At 62.3% G+C, this 23,781-nt stretch carries 24 protein-coding genes; 9 read left to right on the forward strand and 15 right to left on the reverse strand.

Going from position 1 to position 23,781, the window contains the following annotated elements:
• Nucleotides 1-20: 20 nt before the first annotated feature.
• From BMY35_RS06680 to BMY35_RS06690, 3 genes are read right to left on the reverse strand one after another with little or no spacing between them, the layout of a single operon-like run.
• On the reverse strand, nt 21-890 hold the full coding sequence (locus BMY35_RS06680) for a PhzF family phenazine biosynthesis protein (RefSeq protein WP_093196238.1): 870 nt from the start codon (nt 888-890) through the stop codon (nt 21-23).
• Nucleotides 887-1,624 (reverse strand): transporter substrate-binding domain-containing protein, encoded by a 738-nt coding sequence (locus BMY35_RS06685; RefSeq protein WP_093197176.1) that lies wholly within the window; start codon nt 1,622-1,624, stop codon nt 887-889. Before BMY35_RS06685 ends, BMY35_RS06680 begins: the two co-directional genes overlap by 4 nt.
• 52 nt (nt 1,625-1,676) lie before the next feature.
• Nucleotides 1,677-2,903, reverse strand: coding sequence for a pyridoxal phosphate-dependent aminotransferase (locus BMY35_RS06690; protein WP_093196239.1), 1,227 nt, complete (start codon nt 2,901-2,903; stop codon nt 1,677-1,679).
• Nucleotides 2,904-3,067: 164 nt separating this feature from the next.
• On the opposite strand from BMY35_RS06690, the gene BMY35_RS06695 reads away from it, so the two are divergent.
• The 3 genes from BMY35_RS06695 to BMY35_RS38700 all read left to right on the forward strand — a co-directional run bounded on the left by BMY35_RS06695 (nt 3,068) and on the right by BMY35_RS38700 (nt 5,455).
• A complete protein-coding gene (locus tag BMY35_RS06695; RefSeq protein WP_093196240.1) occupies nt 3,068-4,504 on the forward strand; it encodes an aminotransferase-like domain-containing protein in 1,437 nt (478 codons plus the stop codon).
• Between the two features lie 39 nt (nt 4,505-4,543).
• Nucleotides 4,544-4,759, forward strand: a complete 216-nt coding sequence (locus BMY35_RS06700) for a hypothetical protein (RefSeq protein ID WP_093196241.1) — start codon at nt 4,544-4,546, stop codon at nt 4,757-4,759.
• A gap of 381 nt (nt 4,760-5,140) precedes the next feature.
• Nucleotides 5,141-5,455, forward strand: a complete 315-nt coding sequence (locus BMY35_RS38700; protein WP_256228255.1) for a hypothetical protein — start codon at nt 5,141-5,143, stop codon at nt 5,453-5,455.
• A gap of 18 nt (nt 5,456-5,473) precedes the next feature.
• Here BMY35_RS38700 and BMY35_RS06710 read toward each other — a convergent pair whose 3' ends face one another.
• The 11 genes from BMY35_RS06710 to BMY35_RS06760 all read right to left on the reverse strand — a co-directional run bounded on the left by BMY35_RS06710 (nt 5,474) and on the right by BMY35_RS06760 (nt 16,298).
• Nucleotides 5,474-5,716: a DUF7336 domain-containing protein gene (locus tag BMY35_RS06710; RefSeq protein ID WP_093196242.1), complete on the reverse strand. Its 243-nt coding sequence runs from the start codon at nt 5,714-5,716 to the stop codon at nt 5,474-5,476.
• Nucleotides 5,709-6,050 carry a hypothetical protein gene (locus BMY35_RS06715; protein ID WP_143080657.1) on the reverse strand — a complete coding sequence of 114 codons (342 nt, stop codon included), beginning with the start codon at nt 6,048-6,050 and terminating at the stop codon, nt 5,709-5,711. The genes BMY35_RS06710 and BMY35_RS06715 overlap by 8 nt, the downstream gene beginning before the upstream one ends.
• A 456-nt stretch (nt 6,051-6,506) precedes the next feature.
• Complete coding sequence (locus BMY35_RS06725) at nt 6,507-6,992, reverse strand: tetratricopeptide repeat protein (RefSeq protein ID WP_093196245.1); 486 nt, start codon at nt 6,990-6,992, stop codon at nt 6,507-6,509.
• A gap of 295 nt (nt 6,993-7,287) precedes the next feature.
• Complete coding sequence (locus BMY35_RS37590) at nt 7,288-7,755, reverse strand: hypothetical protein (protein WP_143080658.1); 468 nt, start codon at nt 7,753-7,755, stop codon at nt 7,288-7,290.
• A 612-nt stretch (nt 7,756-8,367) separates the two neighbouring features.
• The gene (locus tag BMY35_RS06730) at nt 8,368-8,610 is read right to left on the reverse strand and encodes a DUF7336 domain-containing protein (RefSeq protein ID WP_093196246.1); all 243 of its coding nucleotides are present in this window, start codon (nt 8,608-8,610) and stop codon (nt 8,368-8,370) included.
• Nucleotides 8,603-8,944, reverse strand: a complete 342-nt coding sequence (locus BMY35_RS06735) for a hypothetical protein (protein WP_143080657.1) — start codon at nt 8,942-8,944, stop codon at nt 8,603-8,605. The genes BMY35_RS06730 and BMY35_RS06735 overlap by 8 nt, the downstream gene beginning before the upstream one ends.
• A 499-nt stretch (nt 8,945-9,443) precedes the next feature.
• Nucleotides 9,444-9,974, reverse strand: a complete 531-nt coding sequence (locus BMY35_RS37595) for a hypothetical protein (protein WP_143080659.1) — start codon at nt 9,972-9,974, stop codon at nt 9,444-9,446.
• Nucleotides 9,975-10,011: 37 nt separating this feature from the next.
• Entirely contained in the window at nt 10,012-10,470 is a 459-nt protein-coding gene (locus BMY35_RS06745) for an SMI1/KNR4 family protein (protein WP_093196248.1), read from the reverse strand.
• Nucleotides 10,471-10,553: 83 nt separating this feature from the next.
• Nucleotides 10,554-10,985, reverse strand: coding sequence for a tetratricopeptide repeat protein (locus BMY35_RS06750; RefSeq protein WP_093196249.1), 432 nt, complete (start codon nt 10,983-10,985; stop codon nt 10,554-10,556).
• The gene (locus BMY35_RS06755; RefSeq protein ID WP_093196250.1) at nt 10,978-15,432 is read right to left on the reverse strand and encodes an RHS repeat-associated core domain-containing protein; all 4,455 of its coding nucleotides are present in this window, start codon (nt 15,430-15,432) and stop codon (nt 10,978-10,980) included. Before BMY35_RS06755 ends, BMY35_RS06750 begins: the two co-directional genes overlap by 8 nt.
• A gap of 245 nt (nt 15,433-15,677) precedes the next feature.
• A complete protein-coding gene (locus BMY35_RS06760; RefSeq protein ID WP_093196251.1) occupies nt 15,678-16,298 on the reverse strand; it encodes a DUF4337 domain-containing protein in 621 nt (206 codons plus the stop codon).
• A 130-nt stretch (nt 16,299-16,428) separates the two neighbouring features.
• Here BMY35_RS06760 and BMY35_RS06765 point away from each other — a divergent pair, with 130 nt between their 5' ends.
• Nucleotides 16,429-18,093, forward strand: coding sequence for a SulP family inorganic anion transporter (locus tag BMY35_RS06765; protein WP_177213585.1), 1,665 nt, complete (start codon nt 16,429-16,431; stop codon nt 18,091-18,093).
• On the opposite strand, the gene BMY35_RS06770 is transcribed toward BMY35_RS06765, so the two are convergent.
• Nucleotides 18,068-19,024, reverse strand: coding sequence for an AraC-like ligand-binding domain-containing protein (locus BMY35_RS06770; RefSeq protein ID WP_093196252.1), 957 nt, complete (start codon nt 19,022-19,024; stop codon nt 18,068-18,070). The two genes, BMY35_RS06765 and BMY35_RS06770, sit on opposite strands and share 26 nt — an antisense overlap.
• Nucleotides 19,025-19,260: 236 nt before the next feature.
• On the opposite strand from BMY35_RS06770, the gene BMY35_RS06775 reads away from it, so the two are divergent.
• The 5 genes from BMY35_RS06775 to BMY35_RS06795 are packed head-to-tail and all read left to right on the forward strand — an operon-like array spanning nt 19,261 to nt 23,734.
• Nucleotides 19,261-20,451: an amino acid ABC transporter substrate-binding protein gene (locus BMY35_RS06775; protein ID WP_093196253.1), complete on the forward strand. Its 1,191-nt coding sequence runs from the start codon at nt 19,261-19,263 to the stop codon at nt 20,449-20,451.
• 4 nt (nt 20,452-20,455) lie between these two features.
• Entirely contained in the window at nt 20,456-21,334 is an 879-nt protein-coding gene (locus BMY35_RS06780) for a branched-chain amino acid ABC transporter permease (protein ID WP_093196254.1), read from the forward strand.
• Between the two features lie 17 nt (nt 21,335-21,351).
• Nucleotides 21,352-22,269 carry a branched-chain amino acid ABC transporter permease gene (locus tag BMY35_RS06785; protein ID WP_177213586.1) on the forward strand — a complete coding sequence of 306 codons (918 nt, stop codon included), beginning with the start codon at nt 21,352-21,354 and terminating at the stop codon, nt 22,267-22,269.
• The gene (locus tag BMY35_RS06790; protein ID WP_093197186.1) at nt 22,266-23,018 is read left to right on the forward strand and encodes an ABC transporter ATP-binding protein; all 753 of its coding nucleotides are present in this window, start codon (nt 22,266-22,268) and stop codon (nt 23,016-23,018) included. The genes BMY35_RS06785 and BMY35_RS06790 overlap by 4 nt, the downstream gene beginning before the upstream one ends.
• On the forward strand, nt 23,015-23,734 hold the full coding sequence (locus BMY35_RS06795; RefSeq protein WP_093196255.1) for an ABC transporter ATP-binding protein: 720 nt from the start codon (nt 23,015-23,017) through the stop codon (nt 23,732-23,734). The genes BMY35_RS06790 and BMY35_RS06795 overlap by 4 nt, the downstream gene beginning before the upstream one ends.
• Nucleotides 23,735-23,781 lie beyond the last annotated feature (47 nt).

Raw genomic sequence — 23,781 nt, forward strand, 5'->3', positions numbered from 1 at the left:
TCTGCTTGACGGCTTGCCTTCTAGCTCGCCAGCGAGCCCTCGACGCATGTGACGCATGAGCCGCCGATGCGGATGCTCCCGCCCGAGTCCACATTCACCTCTATGCGTCCATTGCGGCCGACACAGCGCCCCTGGGTCGCAAGGTAGTCCCGCCCATCAGCAGGCAGCAGCCCTCGCGCCCACAGGAACGCGGCCACGCTGCCGTTGCCGCTTCCGCACACCGGGTCTTCCGCGACGCCACACGAAGGAGCGAATGTGCGGACCTCTATCGCGGCATCTCCGGAGCGATGCGGCCCGAACACCGTCAGGCCCGTCACGCCAAGTCGACGCTCCAGATCGGCCAGCCTTGCAAGATCCGGCTGCAAGCCGATGACGCTGTCCGCATCTTCCATGTGCGCGACGAGCCAGATGGGACCCACGTTCACGACGGCCGGTTCGATCTTCAACCTGTTTCCGAGAATCGACTCCAGCTCTGCCAGGCCTGCCTCGTCCAATGCATCCAGCCTTGCCGGTGGCAGCGCGAAGCTCAGGCGACGCTCGTCGCCCGTTTGCGCGACAGTCAGCTCGACAAGGCCGATCCCGCACTCCTGGATCAACTGCCCGCCTCGGCGCGGCACGACACGCCCGGCCTCGAGGACCGCGTGGGCGCTGCCTAGCGTCGGATGACCGGCGAAGGGAAGCTCGCTGCGTGGAGTGAATATCCGCAGGCGGTAGTCGGCCTCGTTCGACGAGGGTGGAAGCACGAAGGTGGTTTCCGACAGATTGGTCCAGCCTGCGATGGCCTGCATCTGGGCGGTATCGAGTCCGTCCGTGTCGAGAACGACGGCGACCGGGTTGCCCAGGAAGGGCCGGGAGGTGAAGACATCGACCACCTTGTAGGCTCTTTTCATGCTTCGTCTCCCCGACGCTCGCCTGCGACCACGGCGTCGATTTCTGCAGCCTCGATGCCGTACTTTGCCATCCTGGCCCGATGGTCGGCCGTGCCCAGGTACATCCGGAGTTGCCTGTTCACTGCCTGCACGAGCTCCTGGCTCTGCTTGTTGAACGAGAAGGCTCCGACCGGGAGCCGTCCACCCGCGCTGCTTTCGTTCGCAACCACCTCCAGGTCCTCGTGGATCGCTGCGAGAGCGCGATTGCCGACCGTGGTGCTCACGTATGCGTCGATCTTCCCCGCCAGCAGCGCGGCAACTGCAGCGGGCTGGTCCTTGAACGTCACGATCCGGTCTTCGGCGACTCCCGCAGACCTTGCCGAGTCGATCTGCACGGTGCCGACGACAGCGCCCAGCCGGGCATCGCCGCGGGATGCGACTGCCTTATAGCCTGCAAGCGCCTTCGGGTTTCCGCACGGCACCAGGAACCCGTCGCCGATCGCCCAGACCGGCTCGCTGAACGCGACCTGCTTAGCCCGCTCGGGCGTCACGAAGATCGGCACGTTCATGTCCCATCGCCCCTCCTGCACACCGGGCAGGAGTTCGCCGAAGGAGGTGAGATGGTGCTCGATGGCCGAAACCCCGATCGCCCGAAGCACCACCTCGGCCAGTTCGATGTCTGCCCCGGTCGCGGCCTGGTCCGGGCCTGTCCAGTAGAAGGGCGGCTCTTCGATGTATGCGATTCGTACTTTCATGCTCTGCTCGACTTTCCAGAAGGGAAACAAACGGCTCTCGTGTCGATGTCGATCACGCCGCGGCGGCATCGAGGCTCGACGAAAGAGCGGCCAACGCAGCCCCCAGGCGCGCGGGAGGCAGATACCCGAAGCCCAGCCGGAACACCCTGTCGCTCTCGCCGAACCATTTGCCCGACGCAAGCTGCAGGTCGTGGTCGGGCAGCAGCTGCCAGAAACGCGAGACGGCGGCATCGTCGAACACATCGGCACGCAGCCTGAGGCAGCACAGTGCTCCGCCCTCCGGCCTTATCCACTCGATGCGCTCCTGCTCGCCCCGGCACCAATCCGAAAGCTCCTGCAACGCACCGGCAAGAAGCCGGCGGCGCGGCACGAGCACGCGCTCCCTGTGACGCAACAACGCCGCGGCGAGCGTTTCATCGAGAACCGATCCGGAGATCACGGTGTTCATCTTGGCGATGGTGAGCCGTGACCTGAGATCGGCGTCCGCCACAGTGAGCCAGCCAGTCCGCAGCCCGGGCGCGCCGAGCGCCTTCGAAACGGACGAGCCGGTCACGATGCGTGGATCGAGACTCGCGAAGCTCTCGACCACCGCGCCGTCTCCGTAGGTGGCCTCGCGATAGGTCTCGTCGATGAAGAGAAGCGCATCCGGGGACAGCCGCGCCATCGATCCGAGGAGCTTCTCGACATCGGCGCGAGAAGTTCGCACACCGCTCGGGTTCTGGGGCGAAGCGATGCTCACCAGCTTCGTCTTCGAGGTAAGGCTCTCCTCGATCCGGCCCAGGTCGAGCCGGTAGCCGCTCTCGAACGAAAGCTTCACTTCACGTACGGTCACGCCGGCTCCAAGCAGGCAGTCTCGGCTGGGCGGAAAGCATGGCGTCGCCAGGACCGCCTCGTCGCCGGCACGGCAGACCTCGAATGCGAGCAGGAAGAGCCCCAGCGCCGTGCCCTGGGTCGTGATGACGTGCTCCGCCGGAACATTGCATGCCGCCGCGATCTCCCGACGCAGGGCGAGCGCGCCGGCAGACGTGCCGTAGCCGAGCTTCAGGTCGCGAATGTTCTCCAGGCCCGGGAGATCGAGCAGCTCGCCGAGGCTCAGGTCCTGCGACGTGCTTTCCGCCAGATTGAACGGGCGGTTCACATCGAGAAGGGAAATGATCTCGTTGTAGGGAAACCTTCCGCGCCACGCGGAAGAAGAGTTGGAGGAAGAGGAGGAGGAGGAAATCGCCTCGCGCAGGCTGGCTTGCCGCCCATCGGAAAGACTCTCTTGAACAGCTGCCATTCTTTCGCCTCGAATCCGTTGTCAATGCTGGAACGGAAGAATCGTATAGAGCGAAGAGCAACCGCAACAGCCACAGTTTTGCGCTTTTTCGACCATCACAGTTTGCTTGTCGATCCGCACCCCTGCGATCGACAATCGCGCTCGTCATCACGCTGAACGCAACCATGGACGTGCACGCCCCCTACCGATACGAACAGCTGGCCGACCTCGTCGTCGACATGATCGACAAGGGCACGCTTTCCGCGGGAATGCGCGTTCCGTCCGTGCGTGCCATCAGCGAGCAGCACCGGATCAGCATCGCGACCGCGCTGCAGGCCTATCGCATGCTCGAAGACCAGGGGATTCTTGTCGCAAGGCCTCAGTCGGGCTTCTACGTATCGAATGCGCGCCATGCTGCATTCGCATTGCCCTCCACTTCAAGGCCTCGCGCGAAGGCATCGACCGTTTCGATCAGCGGCGTTGTCGCGACCCTGCTCGAGCATGCCTCGAACATGTCGCTCGTTCCGCTCGGATGCGCCGTGCCCGACGTGGGCCTGCTGCAGTCGAAGCGGCTCGACTTCACCCTCGCACGCCTGGCGCGCCAGCACGGCTCGCGCCACAACGTCTACAGCCCGCCGCGCGGCGAGCCCGGTTTGCGCCGCGAGATCGCGAAACGGTCGATGCGCATGGGGCATGCGCTTTCGCCGGAAGACGTGCTCATCACCAGCGGCTGCACCGAAGCGCTGACGCTCGCACTCAGCGCCGTGGCCAAACCAGGCGACACGATAGCCGTCGAGTCGCCCACCTATTTCGGGCTTCTGCACACCCTCGAGGTTCTGGGCCTGAAGGCACTGGAACTGCCGACGGACCCGGCCCGCGGCGTCGACATCGCGGCACTGGCACGGCTGCTGGGCAAAGAGCCGGTGGCGGCATGCGTGCTGTCTTCGAGCTTCAACAATCCGCTGGGGTCGGCGATGGTCGAAGCCGACAAGCGCTCGCTGCTCGGGCTGCTGTCGGAGCATTCCATTCCCCTGATCGAAGACGACGTCTACGGCGACATCCACTTCGGCCGCGACCGGCCCAAGCCCTTCATCGCGCTCGCTCAAGGTGCGGGCAAGGTCATCTACTGCAGCTCCTTCTCGAAGAGCCTCGCGCCGGGATACCGCGTCGGCTGGATCGTGCCGGGTGCCTATTCGCAGCAGGTGTTGGCACGCAAGCTGGCATTCAGTCTTTGCAGCCCGGTCCTGCCGCAGGTCGCGGTCGCGGAGTTTCTGGCGAGCAACGCCTATGACATCCACTTGCGCCGGGTCCGGCGCGTTCTCGAAGAAAACCTTACGCGCATGGTGCGCGCGATAGAGGCCAGCTTTCCGCCTGAGACCAAAGTGAGCAGGCCTGCCGGCGGCTTCATGCTCTGGCTCGAGCTCCCGAAGCAATTCGATTCGCGCACGCTGTTCGAGGAAGCGCTGGAGCACGGCATCTGCTTTGCGCCTGGCGATGTGTTCTCTGCAAGCCGGCGCTTTCGCAACTGCCTGCGGCTGAGTGCGGGGCATGCGTGGACGGAGCGGATCGATGCCGGTGTGCGGCGGTTGGGAAAGCTTGCGCGGGCGCAGCTTGATCGGTGAAGCTGGCCGGTAGCGCACGACCATTTCGTGCCTGCATGCATGCGGGCACCTCACGAAGCCGACCTGGCGGCGCTGCGTGACATTGCCGCGTGCACGTCGTCGGGCCACAGCGAACTGGTCTTCACCTACATCGACCAGGCCATGCTCGATGACCGCCGTGCGGACGCGGGCAACGAAGCCTTTCGCAAGTTGCGCGTGGAAGCTCCTGCGGAGCTGGAAGACCTCGATGGGCGCAAGGCCGGTGCGCGACCATGACCAGCAGGGAGTCAATGGCCTACGGCCGGCCGGTGCTTCGCATATTGCACATGCGTAGGTTGTGGGTTGTGGGTTGTGGGTTGTGCGTGGCTGAGTGTGCGTAGAGCCGTTTGCTGCGTGGCTATACTGCGCCCGTCACGTCAAAAAGAGGCGTGATCGGGATTGGACTCCCGTGCAATCACTGCGACGAAAGCCGCAGTCACCCCGCAGGGTCTGCGGCTTTGTCGTTCGTGCCTCCAGTTTTGGCGGCTCGACGGGCGGGCGCGAGCCCGGCCGGTTTCACGCAAGTGGTTGCCCGGTAGTCCAACCCGTCGAGCCGCCGCCCCCGCTTGGACTCGGGTGCGGTGGTTTCAGCAAACCGCAATCACTTGGAGGCCTTTCATGGCTGCATCTTCTCGCGCGTCCGCGCAAGTCTCCCCATTTCCCGAATCAACTGAAGCCGCCAGAGTTGAATCGCTTGCACTGCAGGCATGCGATGACATCGACAACCTGCACGAACTGCAGCGTGCGTATGCAGGACTGGAGAAGCTCATCGTTTCACAGAGCGTGAACGATACGGAAGAGATCTATCCGACTCGCACTGAACTCGGAGCGCTGGTGCGAGTGGTCAACGAGGAGTTGAAGCGGCGGATCGAAACGGCTGACTCTGCGCTTCAGTCGTTGCGTGCTGCCTTGAGCGAAAGCGGTACGCGATGAACACTCTTTCTTCGCAACTCACCCATTCCCTTTGTCTTCGGTTTGACCCCAAGTCAAGAAGCCTTCGGTCCACGTGCTCTTGTCGATCTGATACTTGTCGACACTGAAACCATCGGGCGCCTCCGAGAAGCCTGGCAGATTGCGGGCGCGGTCAATCGCAAGCACTGCCCTTGCCTCGGATGAAAAGACACCCAGCAGCTTGACGTCTTCCTCCGAATCAGGAAGTTGATGGACATGGTGAACAAGAAAGACATCAGTCATTCATTTCGCTTCCCGTCGACTCAACATGCTCGGCCGAATGAATCAGATGGCCCACTGACTCGATCTGCCTAGTCTCGACAAGATCCTGGGCGACTCTTCTTATCACCGCTTGCGAGATTTCCTGTACCACGATCATGTTCGTCGCCCAGACATACAGGCCGTGTGCGCACTCCCCGGTCCGTCCCCAGCGAGCCATGAGTGTTGTCAGATTGGAGACGGTGAAGAAGGTCACGGCAAATGCGCGGCCGTCTCGCAGTTTGATATGGACGTCGACGTTGTCGTCCAAGGTCGGCTCGGCAAGACCGGTTGGGAAGTGAAGAGAAAAATCGGTCATCTTGAAAGACTGCAAGACAGAGGGAGTCTTCGGACCTAGAGTGATTGATCAACGAACTTGCTTCGGCCTTTGCAGCGTGGGGATCACTTCAATGCCTATGCGAACACCCAAGCTTGCAGCCAAAGACATAAGTTCAGGCGCGAGATCGCTTCCTAGATTGATAGCACCAGGCAGTTGAACGATCACATGCAGCTCGGCGCAAGAACTGACCTTGATCCTCGCTAACTGCTGTATTCGAGAACTGGCTTCCGGAGTGCAGCAAGGTACAACTCGCAGTTGGCTCGTAGCTCTTCAACGGTTTCGCCCGCAGGAAAAGTTGGTTCCGCGCTGTGACCCTGCACCCTACCGTCTTCATAGTAGTAGACCTCGTAGATAGCGACCTCGCCACCTCGGTTCATTACTCGATATTCCCAAGTCATAAAATTAACGGAAGTCTGACTCCGATTCCCCCTGCGCCTATTTGCGCTTCATATTGGTTAGCAGATTCTTTGCCTCCACGCGCTCATCTTCGCTGATGTATTTGGATTTGGCGGCGGCAGTCAGATACAGCAATGCTCGCTGGGCACTAGCACTCGAACGCTTGTGCAGGAAGATCTTTCCGAGTTCGTATGCTGCTGACCCATCGCCTTGCGCATATGCCCTCTCAAACCAGAACTTCGAGCGGCGTAGATTATCGGCGTCGCGATACCACACGCCCATATTGAGGCATCCTGCAAGATTACCTCGCATGGCCGCGCGTCGATACCACCGATATGCACCTGCTGGATCCTTCTTGACGCCAATCCCATGATCGAGAAAGTAGCCCACACTATTAAATGCATCCTCCTCCCCGTTGAGCGCTGCAGCTAAAAAGAGTTGAAAGGCTTTTTTCCTTTCGCCTGCATCCCATGCTTCGTTGGCCTCATCAAAGAGGCTTGTGTATTCATTGCTATGCCCATCCATGGATGACTCCTTTCAACGTGTAGGCCAATCAGCAGGTTTTTTCTTTTCGTTGGTCTTGTCCGTTTGGTGGTCTTTGCAAATGATCTTATTCGGGTCGGTTGGATGATCTCTGCAATGCTTGTAGGGGTTGTTCGTCCCCTTCCCTGAAGTACCTCCGGTGGCGCCACGCTCTCCACGCCCGCGACTTTCCATACACCAGTCGATAAACCTATCCCAAAGGCTCGGGCTCGGCTCTGGCTGGACTGGAATTAACGGGGTTCTGACCCCGATTCCTCCGGCATGAGACGTGACCTGATCAGATATCCGACCACTGCAACCCGTGGTCAGAAATCAAATCAGAAAGCCCCAACAATCGGTAGCCTTGGGGTAGCACCCCTCCGCGATCTTGAATGCCAAACCAATATCCGTCAGACAGGGACGCAAGCTCGCATTCGAGCTTCTCAGTAGGTGACCAGATCACTTCAAAACGGGACAGGGGTCCAAACTCCGCATAGCGCTCCACATGCATTCCATCGGTAGGCAGAACAAGGCGCGCATGCTTTGAATCACTACATAGTCGTTGCGCGACATGCTCATTTCCGGAAATCACCGCGAATGACAAACCGACGAATTTTCTTGTGCGACTTGACAGAAGAACGTCTGGCAACAAGCACCAGGAGACGTCTGGCAAGTCTTGCGCTCCCGTACGCAATGGCGTCGCCGCGTCCAAGCCCCGAACATCGAATGGAAAGAAATGAACATCGATTCCAAATGGCGTTGACATCAGGAGCCTCCCTTCTCAGGCAAAGACAAACCGTTAGGGATGCCAGCGTGCGCCGCTGCAGTGATCAGCAGCAGCGTTACACAGGCGGTAGTGCGAATAGAAGGACAGAACTGAGTACGCCAAACCGTTGACCGTACCCATTGATATGCCACCCGCAATAGCAGGCCTAGCCGAGTCCCACCGAAACATGTCATCGCTTTCTCCCCTCGTTTTCTTCATCCTGCTATCTGCATCCATGGCCATCTTGTTAGTCATGCCCACAATGCTTTAGCCCTGAACCGTCAATCACCCATCAGGCAATGCGCACTACCAAATAGTGCATTCTGTACAAGTAATCTCAGACTGGTGAAAAGGCTACGTGCAGACAACGACAGATTGATGGCACCCGAACTATTACCACCAACGGCATCGCGCAGCGCGATCAAGCTTACCCAGCCCACGTCGTTATACCTGGGCGCGAGACGCCATCACCTCACCTAGAGCAAGCAAGCTCTGTCACCGGTAATTGATCGACAGCATCGATAACATTGCGCAGACAGTCGAGGAGGCGCGTTTGGAATTAGCGGGAGTCTGACCCTGATTCCTCCGCGAGGAACACCCTTTATTCGCAGCTCACCCATTCTCTTCGTCTTCAGCTTGGCTCCTGGTCAAGAAGCCTTCAGTCCACGTGCTCTTGTCGACCTGATACTTGTCGATACTGAAACCATCGGGCGCCTCCGAGAACCCTGGCAGATTGCGGGCGCGGTCAATCGCAAGCACTGCCTTTGCCTCGGATGAAAAGACACCCAGCAGCTTGACGTCTTCCTCCGCATCAGGAAGTTGATGGACATGGTGAACAAGAAAGACATCAGTCATTCATTTCGCTTCCCGTCGACTCAACATGCTCGGCCGAATGAATCAGATGGCCCACTGACTCGATCTGCCTAGTCTCGACAAGATCCTGGGCGACTCTTCTTATCACCGCTTGCGAGATTTCCTGTACCACGATCATGTTCGTCGCCCAGACATACAGGCCGTGTGCGCACTCCCCGGTCCGTCCCCAGCGAGCCATGAGTGTTGTCAGATTGGAGACGGTGAAGAAGGTCACGGCAAATGCGCGGCCGTCTCGCAGTTTGATATGGACGTCGACGTTGTCGTCCAAGGTCGGCTCGGCAAGACCGGTTGGGAAGTGAAGAGAAAAATCGGTCATCTTGAAAGACTGCAAGACAGAGGGAGTCTTCGGACCTAGAGTGATTGATCAACGAACTTGCTTCGGCCTTTGCAGCGCGGGGATCGCTTCAATGCCTATGCGAACACCCAAGCTTGCAGCCAAAGACATAAGTTCAGGCGCGAGATCGCTTCCTAGATTGATAGCACCAGGCAGTTGAACGATCACATGCAGCTCAGTGCAAGAACTGACCTTGCTCCCCGCTAACTGCTGTATTCGAGAACTGGCTTCCCGAGTGCAGCAAGGTACAAATCGCAGTTGACTCGTAGCTCTTCAACGGTTTCGCCCGCAGGAACTGCCGGTTCCGCGCTGTGCCCCTGCACCCTACCGTCTTCATAGTAGTAGACCTCGTAGATAGCGACCGCGCCATCTCGGCTCATTACTCGATACTCCCAAGTCATAAATTAACGGGAGTCTGAACCCGATTCCTCTGGCCCCGATTCCTCCGGCCCAGCGAGGAAAGCCGGGCTTGAAGCTACATTCATCTCGTCAAATCATATTCAGGCGGAGACTTGCTTGTTGGGCTGAGGCGTTGCCCTGCATCAAGTAGTCGGGCTGCATCGGGTCCCACGTAGTAGGACTTGATTTTGACGAACTGTTTCTTGACCTCTGACAGAAACGATTCGTACAAGTCTTGTGCAGCTTGTTCGGTGCGAACAGTGCCGATCTGCCCCGCTACCAGCCGGTCTACCTCCATGCCACCAATCTGGAGCACAACCGACCCAGGGTTATCGAGCTGATCTAGCGCATGCTTTGTTCCTCCGCTGCGTTGTGCCACTGGGCGGGTCGCTAGCCTATTGGGCCTGCCCAGTACGAGGTAGCTTGCGAAAGGTTCGAGACTTTTTCCGTCGTCAAGCTCCTCTACGTCGGGGGTATCAAACACCCCTGTCTTCGAGAAAGTGAGAGCGCGCTTTGCTAAAATATTTGAAATAACATTCACCCAATCGGCTGATGTTGCAAATACTGAAGTTTGAGACTTCCTCATTTCGATCCAATCTTGTGGCTTCGGCATGAGCAGGAATTAAAAAGAGTTTGGCCCCGACTCCTCCTTACCACTCATATTTCTGAGTTTTCAGGGCATCCACCCAATCCACAAGTTTGTAGTCGCGACGGATAAGCTCTTCAAAAAACCTCAAGAAATTTCTTGATATTTCCGCGAAGACAGGCTCGGATCTGCACAAGTAGAAGATGCACCCGCTGGAGTCGAATGCGTAGAAATTTCCCAGGACGTCCTGGGCAAATCGAGCGCCGCCTTTTAGTTGGCCGCTCTCGATTTTCGCCAGCCAATCCCGTCGAAAGCTCAGCTCGTCATCAATGTCTCCAAAACCAACAGCAAGGAGCCAGTCGCGAAGATCACAGGGCATAGCCGTGCCAATTTCCTGCTCCACTTTGCTCAACTCGTTGGAGGAGGTTGCTGCGTAAGGCTTAAATATTGGCTTCTTTCGAAGCAAGCCTTTCCGACTCGCAGAGAGCACCGTCTTGGTAAGTCCATCGATGTCTAAAGTCATTCTCCACATCCGCAACTATTCACGGCCGCTGAAGCGCCTTCATACAAGGTAGCCCCAAACGGGTAGGATATCCGGTCAAATATTTATCCGATCAAGCGTTTTAGTTCTTCGATTTCCGACTTGATACCAAGTAAAGCCTCCGCTCCTTGGGGCTTGCGGTGCTCATGTGCAGACAAGGCGCGATGGAGAAGGTTCATGGCTTTTTCGAGGTGGCCGGCGTCTTTATGAAGATTTGCTAAGTCACGTAGAGCTTCTGCGTTCCCAGGAGCTCTTGCCAAGATCATTTCGTAGCACGCTTTGGCCTCCGAAAGCAATGGGCAGTTCTCAAAACTCATATCGTCCACGTTTGACTCTGCGTAGGCTTGGACTTCGAGCGCATTGCCTTTCAATAGAAGTGCATCGACGTTGTCTGGCCGAACCCGAAGGAGTTCGCTCAACACGGTCAGCGCTGACACATAGTCTCCCAAGAGAACATCCCGTCTAGCGTTCTCTATCAGTTCGTGTGTATCAGTCATAGTCAGGCTTTCCTTCTTCACCACGCATCTGCGCACAAATCACGCAGCTATTCAAGTCGCCTTGTGAACACAAAGTGCACGCAACACCCTCGACGATATCTTCAAGGAACGGAGGGCAAAGGGCCTTTGTGAATCCCCTCTTTGCGACTTTGGCCCACCCTTTCAGGAACCGCTTCCGCGCTGGACTTGCTTTCGGGTCTTTGAGGACTTCCTCCGCTCGCTTGATTGCCGCCTCGACTTCCGCCTGCGTGCTTTTTTTTGTAATACCTGAGATGGCTGAATCGCTACCTCCAATGCTCGACTGTCCTTGCACCTTGCTGAGTCCGAAGTAGTCTGAGTAGATCAGCGGATTCGCATCCACGTAGCCAAAGCGATTCCATCCTCCGTCAAGTCCAATAGGGTCAGGCTGGCTGTAGCGCCCGGTCCTGGCGTCATAGCTGCGGAAGTAGTTGTAGAACAGCCCGGACTCATCGTCCGCATACTGCCCCGGATACCTCAGGTTGAACTTCACCTCAGCAACGTTTGTGGTGCCCGGGTTCGGTGTCGTCTCCGTGTTGGCAAACCGGTACCTCGCTGTGGTGGGCTTGTCCTCGCCGAAGGCGCTGTAGCCCCACTGCCAGACCGCCTGCCCGTCCGCGTTGCTCAGCTTCCTCGGGGTGTTCAGGTGATCGCTGTGGATGGCGTAGGTGGTTCCGTTGATCACCGCCGCAATCGGCATCGGCCCATTGCCCGTGGGCAGGTAGATGTACTGGCCCTGCCCCGCACTTGCCGTGCCCCCGCTGCCCACCTCCGCGATCAGCGTGCCCCGCTCGTCATAGACGTAGGCGTAGCCCAGCTGCTCCGCCTGGTTGGTACTTGGGGACCACAGCTTCGTGAAAAACGCGATCAGGCTGGCCATGAAGCCCGGATCGGCCTCGTCACCCTGGCTCGGCGGGTACAGCGGCTCCGTCTTGAACACCCGCTGCCCCAGCGCGTTGTGCGCGTAGCGCGTGGTCGGGCTGACATCCGTAGCTCCGGTGGTCGCAGCCGCCAGCCTGCCTTCGGCATCGTAGGTGTAGCTGCGCAGGCCATCGGTCAAGAGGTCGCCGTTGGCGTTGTAGCCGTAGGTGACGCTGGTGTTGCTCGCTCCGTTGATGCTCTGGGTGAAGCCCGTGAGCTGGTTGCTGCTTGAAGCGACCGTGTAGGTGCGATTCGTCGTCTGGCCGTTCAGCACCCGGGTGCTGCTCGATCGGTTGCCGTTCGCGTCGTAGCCGAAGCCTGCTGTGTTGCCCGTGGCGTTGAAGCTGGTGATGCGCCCCACGGCGTTGTAGCCCACGCTCCAGGTGACATTCGCATTGGCGATGGTGCTGTGGGTCGGATCCGTGTCCCCGGGCTGCCAGAGGTTCTGCGTGAGGCTCGTGATGCGGCCTGCGGCGTCATAGCCGTAGCTGCTGAACTCGGTGCTCGTGAGCCGGCCTGCGGTGTCGTAGCTGCGGCTGGCCGTGAGCTGCGGGCTGCTGGTAGTGAAGGCCCAGGTCCATGCGGTGGGCTGGCCCAGCGGGTTCCATGCGATGCCGCTGACCAGCGGGGTGCCGTTCCAGTTCAGGCCCGTGAGGCGGCCGGTTGCATCGTAGACGTGGCTGAGGGTGCCGCCGTTGGGATAGCCGATGCTCGCGAGGGTGCCGTTGGGGTTGTAGGCGTAGCTGACCTGCTGGACGCTGCCCGTACTCGTGCCTGTTGCGAGGGTCTGCTTCTTGAGCGTGATGCGGCCGAGGGCATCGCGGGTGTACTCGGTGGTGCCGCTGCGGTCGATGATCTCCGACAGATACCCCTTGCTGTTGGCCGTGAGGTCGTAGCGCAGAGTGGTGGTCTTGCCGTCGGCGAAGACTAGGCCGGTGGGGCGGCCCAGGGCATCCCGGGTGATGGTGGTCGCCTGGCCCAGCGCATCGATGACCTGGCTGGGCAGGCCGAGGTTGTCGTACTGGGTGCTGGAGCCTCCCGTGTCTGCGCTGCTCTCGGTGGTGGCATTGCCTTGGGCATCTCGGCCATAGGCGGTCACCACGCCCTTGAAGTCCTTGGCCTCGGTGACGGCGTCCAGGGCGTTGTACTTCAGGGTAGCGCTGGCGTTGGCTGCGTCGGTGACGCTCTTGACGCGGCGCAGGCTGTCCAGGCCGTAGTTGGTGCTCTGGTTCAGGCCGTTGGTCGAACTGGTCAGCTCGCCGTTGGCGTCGTAGCCGAAGGTGCTGCTCTGGTTCGCGCCTTCGGTCCTGCCCGAGAGGCGGTTGATGTTGTTGATGGTGCGCGCCACGCTCCAGGCGACGTTGCCGGCGCTGTCCTTGATCTGCTCGGCGGTGCGGTTGCCCATGCCGTCGAGGGTGTAGGTGCCACTCTCGCCTCGGTTGTTGCTCCAGCCGGTCAGGCGGTGGGCGGCGTCGTAGGCGTAGGTCAGGACGAGGCCCGAGGGCAAGGACACCGTCTCGACCGTGCCGTAGGGCCTGTAGGTGAGAACGGTGGTCTGGCCGCCCACCGTCTGGGTCAGCAAGCGGTCGCGCTGGTCGTAGGTGTAGGTGGTGGCCAGGCCGTTGGGGGCAATCGAGCTGACGACGCGGTTGGCGAGGTCGTAGCCATACTGAGTCACATGACCCAGGGCGTTGGTGGAGGTGAGGACGTTGCCTCGGGTGTCGTAGGTGTAGCTCGTCACCGCGCCGTTGGGCTCGGTGGCGGTATCAACCAGCTGCGACGCGTTGTAGGTCCACTGCCACAGCTGGGCCTTGTTGGTCGCCGTGTCCGTGACGGTCCGGGTCAGGACATTGCCGACGGTGTCGTAGGTGTAGGCGGTGGTGCGGCCAGGTTCGGTGATCAGTACGGGCAGCGAGAAGGTCGCGTGCCATTGCGTCGTGACCGTGCGGGCATCGGTGCCAACGGCTTCAGTGACACTGGTGGGCAGACGGCGGGCTGTGTCCCATACATAGTCGGTACGGAAGCCCAAGAAGTCGATCTCACTGCTGACGAGGCCGTTGACATCTTGCACACGACTGGCCGCATCGGGTTCGCCTTCCCCAGAAGGGAGACTGCCAGCAGTCACGGCCAGCTTGCCCTTGATGATGCTATAGCCGTAGCCTCGGCTGGTGTTGAGTGGATCGACCACCGTCGCCGAGCGGCTGGAAGGGTAACTAGCCTGGTAGCGCGAGACGCCGCCAGCCAGTTCACTGGCGATGGCTCTGCCCTGGCTGTCGTAGCTGAACGTGCCCCAACGTGCGCTTGCCTCGTCGAGGATGCCGGTAAGGGCTAGCGGGTAGGTGCTGTTTTCGTAGAGAAAGGACCGACTCTTGCCATCGGGGTAGGCCACAGTGACCAGACGACCTGAAGCATCGTAGGTGTAGCCGATGACGCGGCCATCGGGTGTAGTGACGGAAGCCAATTTGTCGTTGGCATACGAAAAGACCAGGGAGCGCCCAAAGGAATTGCTAACGGTGCCAAGGTGTCCAGCACCGTCATAGCCATAGGTGGTGACAAAGCCGTTTCGCTCAGTCGTGGTCTGAGGCTTGCCGTCGGCAGTGAAGGCCGTGACGGAGTCGTCGTCAGCACGCTTATAGAACCAGACGCCCCCAGCTTCGATCAGAGTATCGGCACCGTTGGCGGCGCTCCAAGTCGAGGTCCCTGCCGCCTTGATGAAGCTGCGCAGGTAGCCTTCGGGGCTGGTGATTGTGGCCGTGCTCGGCGAGTTAACGGGGGTCAGCTTGAGGTGGATGGCATGGTTGTGGGTCCACACTCGACCCAACTCGCTATTGGGCCGTGAGGTGTCATTTCCCCAATTGCTGCGATAGGTACGGATCAGAGTTAGGGGCGCTGGACCCGAATCGGCCCAGTCAAGTTCTGAGCGGTACTTTTCTGCAGACGCTAGCGCGATGGGAAATGGCGTCCATATACCGGCAATAGGCGCCTTGCACAATGGACCGGCTAACTGTTTAGGCTCGGGGGCAGCAGCTTCGCAGGCCGTAGCGCCGGCATTCTCCAAAAAACCGGGCCTACATTGGCATGCCATCCCGCCGCTGGGGGCTTGTTCCTCTACGCTGTTGCTGGAACACTGGCCATTAGAAACTGCCGAAACGATAAACGTCATCGTGTTTTCGATGCCATTTGTCATGGTGTACCGCAACGAACATCTCGCGTCGGATCCGATGCTTGATGACAGGTAGCGAGAAGGATCTCCGAGCCAAGCCTTAGATCCAACCTCGCAAGCTTGCTCTGGTGATTCCGACAGCGGGTGCCACACCCCTATATCGAGACGGTATCCCACCTCGTAAGGCACGTAAGCCGAAGCAAGAGATGGCCAGCAGAAAAAAAACGGCACAAAAAGGATCATTGCCGCCTTGCATAGCCACCCGAACACACGATGCGCATGACGACTCGATGAAAGCCATGCATGCAAAGACCTCTTCCCCTCCCTCATCGCACTCTCCCTCATGCTTTCTCGGTTATGTACCTGAATAGCTCAGACCAATGCCCATCGCCTGCAAAGATCAGCATCTTTTTAGCAGCTGACTAATCCCTCAAGTGACGCATGCCGTCGCGACGCACACTCTGTACAAGCTTTTTCAGCCTAGCTGAGAGCCTGCACACCGACAACGACAGCCTGATGGCATGCAGAACCGAATTCCGCCGCCCACATCATTCAGCGTAGGCACATACATTCGGCCCACGCTGCCCTACCTATACGTGCACCGCCGCCAGCCCACCCACAGCCAACCCCGCCACAGCCACCCCAAACATCGCCCTCTCCAACCACTTGTTCTTGGTCAGTAGAGCAATAGCCGCCAACGCAATGGAAACCTGCAACACAGTAGTAGCCTGAGCCCACCGATGATGCTGATGCATCTGCTCATCCGACTGCGCATCCCACTTGCTCGCTTCCGCCTCCAGCTTCTTCGCCTCGGTCTGGATCTCCGTCTTCTCCTGCTCGTAGCGCGTCACCTTGGCCTGCCAGCCCTGCTTGCGTGCGTCGTCGGTCGCGGTGTCGCGTGCGAACTCGGCGAGGGCCTGCTTGGTGCTCTTCGACTGGAAGTAATTCCATTGATTCGACGCCTCGGTCTTCTTGATGGCGGCGTTGTTCTTGTAGATGCCTGCATTGGCCTGCGTGGCGCCGCCCATGTACGCGAAGATGGCGCCGAAGGTGGCGATGACCGCGGTGCACATCGCGATCTTGCTCGTGCTGCTCATTCCGCCGGAATGCTCGTGGTCTCCTGACGATTCCGAATGGCCGTGGCCGCCGTTCGTTGCGTGTTCGAGTTCGTGGTCGTGCGGGCCGTGCACGTGAAAGCCGTGTCCTGACATGGGGTCCTTGCTTGTCGTTGAAATATGGGTTTTCGGGGCGCGCGCGAGTATGCCCTGTTGCGCGGAGTCAGCTTCCGGTCCGCGAGCCATTGCCAGCATCGTGCGGCAACCGCACACTTGCCTGCCTGCCATGGCCACCGAAACCTCGCCGACACCGACTGCCAACGCCCGCCGCCCCGGCTTCGCCGACATCGTAGCGGGTGTTTCCATCGCGGGCCTGCTGTTGCCCGAGGCGGTGGCCTATTCGGGCATCGCAGGGCTGCCGCCGCAGGCGGGCGTAATCGCACTCTTCGCGGGCCTGCTGGTCTACGGGCTCTTCGGCAGCAGCCGCTTCGCAATCGTTTCCGCCACTTCTTCTTCCGCCGCCGTGCTGTTCGCGGCCACCATGTCGGTGACGGGCGCGGACACTGCCACGCGGCTCGCGATGGGCATGGGCATCGTTCTGCTGGCGGGAGTGTTCTTCGTCATTGCCGGCGTCGCGCGGCTGGGCGCAGTGTCGAGCCTGATCGCCAAGCCGGTGCTGCGCGGCTTCGCACTGGGGTTGGCGCTCACCATCGTCGTCAAGCAGCTGCCGAAGGTGCTGGCTGTGCATCCGGCGCACAGCGATTTCTTCAGACTCGTCGCCGGGCTTGCGGCCGAATGGCGGCACTGGAACATCGCCGGCGCGGTGATGGCGCTGGTGGCTCTCGTGCTGCTGCGCGTCCTTGCGCGCTGGCGTGCGGTGCCGGCCGCGCTGCTGGTGATCGTAGCCGGCATCGTGCTCGACGTGAATGGCCTGTGCCAGGCCTGGGGCGTGGCGGCTGTGGGGCCTATCTCGCTCGACTTCTCGCACCCGACCGTGCCGCAGCTCGACCGCGCGCAGTGGCAGACCCTCGGCGGACTGGCCTTCGCGATGGCGTTGATCCTCTATGCCGAGTCGTACGGCTCCATCCGCACTTTCGCCATGCGCCACGGCGACAACGTGTCGGCCAACCGTGACCTGCTGGCGCTCGGAGGAGCGAACCTGCTGTCGGCGCTCTTCCAGGGCATGCCGGTGGGCGCGGGCTACTCGGCCACGTCGGCCAATGAATCCGCGGGCGCGAAAAGCCGCGCGGCCGGCATCGTGGCGGGGCTGGTGGTGCTGCTGGCGGTGCTCACGCTGCTGCCGTGGATCGCGCACACACCCGAGCCGCTGCTGGCGGCCATCGTGATCCACGCGGTAAGCCACACGCTCAACCCGGCGGCGCTGCGGCCCTACTTCGAGTGGCGGCGCGACCGGCTCGTCGCCCTGGTGGCGGTCGCGGCGGTGCTGGTGCTGGGCGTGCTCGACGGCCTGCTGGCGGCCATCGGCGTGAGCCTCCTCTTGCTGCTGCGCGGCTTCTCGCGCACCACCGTGAGCTGGCTCGGGCGGCTGGGCCAGAGTCACGATTTCGTCGACATCGCACGGCACCCCGAGGCGGTGGTGCCGCCGGGCGTGCTGATCGCGCGGCCCGAGGTGCCGCTCTTCTTCGGCAATGCGGATGCGGTGTTCGCGTCGATCCGCGCGCGCATCGACGCCACACCGGGGTTGCAGCGCATGGTGCTGAGCCTGGAAGAGTCGCCCGACCTCGACGCGACCAGCATCGAGGCGTTGTGCGACTTCGCTGCCTACGTGCGCGTGCGAGGCCTTCGTCTCTCGCTGGCGCGCGTGAAGGACGACTTGCGCGACCTGCTCGCGAAGGTGAATTCGCCCGACCTGCATGCCGAGGTGTACGCGCCGTGGAGCGTGGACGATGCTGTAGTGCAGCCGGTCAGCGCAACGCCGCCTGCCGCCTGAACTCGCTCGGGCTGCCGCCCGTGTGCTCGCGGAACACGCGGCTGAAGTGCGAGAGATTGCCGAAGCCCGAAGCGAGCGCGATGTCGGTGATCGACCTCGCCGCGTTCGCCGGATCGAGCAGTTCACGGATGCTCGCGGCCAGCCGCTGGTGCTGGATGTAGCCGTTGAGCGTCTCGTCGTCGTCGGCGAAGGCGCTGTGCAGCAGGCGCTTGCTGCAACGCAGGGCCAGCGCCATGCTGTCTATCGAGAGCGAAGGGTCGTGCAGGTTCTGCGCGACGTGGCGGCGGATGCGGTCCTTCAATGCTTCGCGCTGCGTCTGCGGCGTTTCCTGCCCTGCCAACTCCATGAGTGAAAGGCGCACCAGCTGTATCAGCAGCTCGCCCGCGCCGCGCGCCGCCGCTTCGCTCATGAAGGGCAGCTCGAGATACGTGTTGCGCATGGTCTCCAGCGCCACGCGAGAGATGCCGCTGCCGCCGCCGATGCGCCGCGCCACCAGGTCGTTGAGCGGCAGCGCGGGCGATGCGATCTGGTCCTTCGGCAGCATCACGATCAGGTGGTCGCTGCGCTCGGGGTTGGCCACGGTGTAGTCGGCGGTGGTGTCGTAGAGCGTCCAGCCGCCCGAGCGCACGGCGGCGGCGCGGCCGCGCTGCGTGACCTCGGCGGAGCCCTGCCAGGGCGCGACGATCTTCAGGTACGGGGCCTCGCTCATTCGCGCCATCTGCGTAGTGCGCAGCACGCGGTGGCGGTTGGCCTCCAGCCGCGTGAGGATCACGTCGCCCGCGTGCGATGCCGCGAGGTGGCCGTCGAATTCGCTGTCGTCGTACAGGTCGGAGCCCAGGCCGCCGAAGTGGCGCCACACCCATTCGCACCACAGCGGCCCGCGCTCCTTGGGCGGAATCTGGTCGGTGGACAGGAGCAATGAGGCGGTCATGCAGGCTGGGCGACGAAGACAGGGACGGGTCGGAACGACGAGAACAAAAGATTTCAGCACGAAGCCGGGTTGCCGCGCATTGTGAAGCGCCTTCAGGGCGCAAGGGATTGCGGGTTAACCACTAGGCGCCTGCACGCAGCGACAAGTGCTTTGTGCGCGGCTGGCACAGCACCCGAAGTCCTCCGTTTCTACGATTCCGGGCAGCGGGCGCATACCGACGCCCGGAGGAGACCCCAATGCTTGGACCCAATCGCCGCCACTGGATCAAGGGCACCGCCACCGCCCTGGGCGCGGCCGCCGTCGCGCCCCGACTTTTCGCGCAGAGCAGCCCCGTGAAGATCGGCTACGCCATCGCGCGCACCGGCCCGTGGGCCGCCGGCGCGCAGGTGAGCCAGGAGCCCAACTACCTGCTGTGGGCCGAGCAGGTCAACGCGGCGGGCGGGCTTTCGGTGAAGGGTGCGAAGCGGCCCATCGAGCTGATCGGCTACGACGACCGCAGCGAGACCGAGACCTGCGTGCGGACCTTCGAGAAGCTCATGGGCAGCGACAAGGTCGACCTCGTGCTGCCGCCCTGGGGTTCGGGCGCCAACTTCGCTGTCGCGCCGCTGGCCAACCGCTTCGGCTATCCGCTGCTGGCGCCCACCGCCCTCTCGCGCAAGCTGATCGACATGCGCCTGCCCTTCTTCTTCTCGTTGCTGCAGCAGCCCGACAAGATGATGGGTGCGCTGGTCGACATGCTGGTGGCGAACAACGTGAAGACCATTGCCATCGTCTACATGGACGACCTGTTCGGCCTGGAGAACTTCGTGGCGCTGAACAACGCGCTGAAGAAGACCAGCATCCAGGTGGTGGAGCGCAAGAGCTACCCGCTGGGCGTGAAAGACCTCGCGCCGGTGCTGCGCACCATCAAGGACCTGAACCCCGACGCCTTCATCGGCATCACCTACCCGCCCGACACCATCCTCGCGAGCCGGCAGGCGCGCGAGGTGGGCTTCAACCCGAAGTACTTCTACGCCTCGGTGGGCACGGCCTTCCAGCTCTACAAGAACGTGATGGCCGCCAACACAGAGGGCGTGATCGGCATGGGCTCGTGGAACGGCAAGACCAGCCCCGAGGCCAAGGCCTACTTCGACGCTCACACCAAGAAGTTCGGCAAGGAGCCCGACCGGTGGGCCAGCGGCCATGCGTGGGCGGGGCTGCAGATCCTGCAGCAGGCGGTGGAGAAGATCGGGCTCGACCGCAAGGCGCTGCGCGAGCACATCGCGAAGACCGAGTTCAAGACCATCCTGGGCCCGATCCGCTTCGAGGGCAGCGAGAACGCATCCATTCCGGGCACGGTCTCCCAATGGCAAGGCAGCGACTTCGAAGTCGTCTGGCCGAAGGACCGCGCCACCGCGCAACTTAGCCCCAAGCCGGCCTGGAAATAACGACGTGTCTTTCTCTGGATGGGCCGAGCTCCTTGCCGGCGGACTGATCACGGGCGGCATCTACGCGCTGGTGGCCATCGGGCTGAACCTGCAGTACGGGCTGATGCGCATCATGAACATCTCGCACGGCGAGTTCCTGATGCTGGGCGCCTTCGCGACGTGGTGGGCGCACACGGCGCTGGGCGTTTCGCCGCTGCTCTTCATGCCCATTGCCTTCCTGCTGCTGATGGCGCTGGGCATGGCAGTGCACTGGCTGTGCTTCCGCCAGGTGGCGGCGCGCGCGCCGAACGTCGACGTGTTCGAGGCGCGCAGCCTGATGGTGGGCTTCGGCCTGATGTTCCTGGTGCAGAACACCGCCCTTCTCGTGTGGGGCGGCGACCTGCGCGGCTACGACTACCTGGCCGATCCGGTGCAGGTGGGCGAGATGCGCTTCACCGCCAACAAGCTGGTGCTGTTCGGCGTGGCGCTGGCGCTGAGCCTGGTGCTCATCGCGCTGCTCAAGCTCACGCTGCTGGGCAAGGCGGTACGCGCGCTGATGCAGTCGCCCACCGGCGCGCAGCTCGTGGGCATCAACACGAAGCGGCTGCATCCGCTGATGTTCGGCATCGGCCTGGGCCTGTCGGGCGTGGCGGGTTCGCTGCTTTCGATGACCTATGAGATCTCCCCCTCGATGGGCGAGCCCTACACGGTGACGGCGCTGATCGTCATCACCCTCGGCGGCTTCGGCAGCATCGCGGGCAGCCTGGTCGGCGGCCTGCTGCTGGGCGTGGTGGAAGCGCTGGGCATGCACTTCACCAGCCCCTCGCTCAAGATGCTGCTGTCGTACGCCGTGTTCATCGGCGTGCTGATCTGGCGGCCCAACGGACTGTTCTCCAGAAAATGATTTCCTCCCCTTCGACAATGAGGCCCTGGTGGGTGCTGTGCATCGGCCTCGCGCTGGCGGCCGCCGTGCCGTGGGTCGCGAGCGAGTTCGTGGCCTCGGTGGCACTCGGCTGCCTGATGTACATAGCGCTGGCCACGAGCTGGTCGCTGTTCTGCGGCGCCACGCGCTACCTCTCTCTTGCCACATCGGCCTTCTTCGGACTCGGTGCCTATGCAAGCGCGACGCTGCTGGATGTGCTCCCTTGGCCGCTGGTCATATTGAGCGGCGCGGCCATTGCCAGCGCGGTAGCGGTGCTGATGGGCGCGGCAGTGCTGCACCTGCGCGGCACCTACTTCGCGGTGCTGACCTTCGGCATGACGGAGCTGATCCGCCATGCCGTGACCTTCGTCGAGAAGCAGGTGTCGGGCACGGTCGGGCGCGTTCTGACGGTGGTGCCGTCGAACGAGACGGTCTACCTCACGGTGCTCGCGATCGCGGGCGCAGCGATCGCCACGGCCCTGCTGGTCAAGCGCAGCCGCTTCGGCCTCGCGCTCTCGGGCATCGGCGCCGACGAGCAGCGCGCGCAGACGCTGGGCGTGGATACGCGCCGCGTGAAGGTGATGGGCTTCGCGCTCACCGCCGCCTTCGCCGGCGCGGTCGGCGCGGCCATGGCGGTGCGCTGGACCTACATCGATCCACCCGCAGTGTTCAGCCCCTTCATCGGCTTCCAGACGGTGCTGATCGCGATGATCGGCGGAGCGGCCAGCATCGGCGGGCCGGTGGCTGCCGCCATCGTGTTCAGCCTGCTGTCGGAAACGCTGCGCCTGCAGCTGCCCTACGGCTACATGATGGTGCTGGGGCTGCTGCTGATCCTGTGCGTGATGTATCTGCCCAACGGCCTCGCGTCGCTGTGGCGGCGCAAGGCAACGGCAACGCCGCGGGAGGCACGGCCATGAGCACCCCTCAACTCCTGCTGGAAGCCCGCGAACTCACGGTTCGCTTCGGCGGCCTCACCGCAGTGGATGCGGTCAGCGCCACGCTTCATGCGGGCGAGATCGTCGGCATCATCGGGCCGAACGGCGCGGGCAAGACGACATTCTTCAATGCGATATCGGGTGTGGTCATGCCCACCTCGGGCACGCTGCTGGTCGAGAACGGCATCGACCTCACGCGCCGCGGTCCGCACCTGTACGCGGCCCACGGCATCGCGCGCACCTTCCAGACGCCACGCGTGATGGCCGACATGACGCTCGAAGACAACGTGCGCTTCGGCATGCAGTTCGCCGGGCGGCACCGCGAGCCCATCGCCGGGCTGGGCAGCACGGGCGAGATCCTCGACATGCTGGGCCTCGGTGGCCTGGCTAGGAACATCGCCGCCGACATCACGCCATCGCAGCAGCGGTTGCTGGAGATCGGCATGGCGCTCGGCACCCGGCCGCGCGTGCTGCTGCTCGACGAGGTGGCTGCGGGCCTGACAGAAGCCGAGGTCGACGCGATGGCGCGGCGCATCCGCCGGCTTCGCGACGAGCACGGACTCACTGTCGTGTGGATCGAGCACGCGGTGGCCACGCTGCTGAAGTACGTCGAGCGAGTGCTGGTGCTGCACCAGGGCCGCAAGATCGCCGACGGCACGCCGGCGGAGGTGGTGCGCAACGCGGAGGTGGTCGAGGCCTACCTCGGCGACGAGATGGAGGCGACGGCATGAGCGAGCGCGACAACAGCCACATGAGCGTGCGCGGGCTGTCGGCCGGCTATCACGGCTTCCAGGTGATCCAGGACATGAGCCTGGACGTGCGGCCCGGCGTGACAGTCGTGCTGGGCCCGAACGGAGCGGGCAAGACCACGCTGCTGAAGGCACTGGCCGGACTGCTGCCTCGAGCCGGCGAGGTGCTGCTCGATGGCGCAGCGCTGCCATCGGCCGACGCCACGGCCTGCGTGCGGCGCGGCTTCGCGCTGGTGGCCGAGGGGCGCCAGCTCTTTCCGCAGATGACGGTCACCGAGAACCTCGAGCTCGGCGGCTGGCTCATTCCTGCGCGGCTGCGCGCCGAGCGGCTCGCGCGCGCCTTCGACGACTTTCCGCGCCTGAAGGAACGCGCCGCGCAGCTCGCCGGCACCATGAGCGGCGGCGAGCAGCAGATGGTGGCGGTGGCGCGCGCCATGATGAGCGGGCCGCGCCTGCTGATGCTCGACGAGCCCTCGCTGGGCCTCGCGCCGCGCATGGTCGACGAGCTGCTTTCCATCGTGCGCCGCATCGCCTCGCAGGGCGTGACGGTGCTGATGGTCGAGCAGAACGTGCGCAAGGCGCTGCAGGCCGCCGACCGCGGCTATGTGCTCGAACGCGGCCGCGTCGTGGCCTCGGGCGAGGCGCAGGCGCTGCTGAATTCCGACGCGGTGCGACAGGCCTACCTGGGCGTCGCCTGATCCGCCCTCTTTCCTTCCTCCCCCTTCTTCCTTCCCTTGTTTGCAAA

The sequence above is a fragment of the Variovorax sp. YR750 genome (assembly GCF_900109805.1).
GTDB classification, from domain to species: Bacteria; Pseudomonadota; Gammaproteobacteria; order Burkholderiales; family Burkholderiaceae_C; genus Variovorax; species Variovorax gossypii.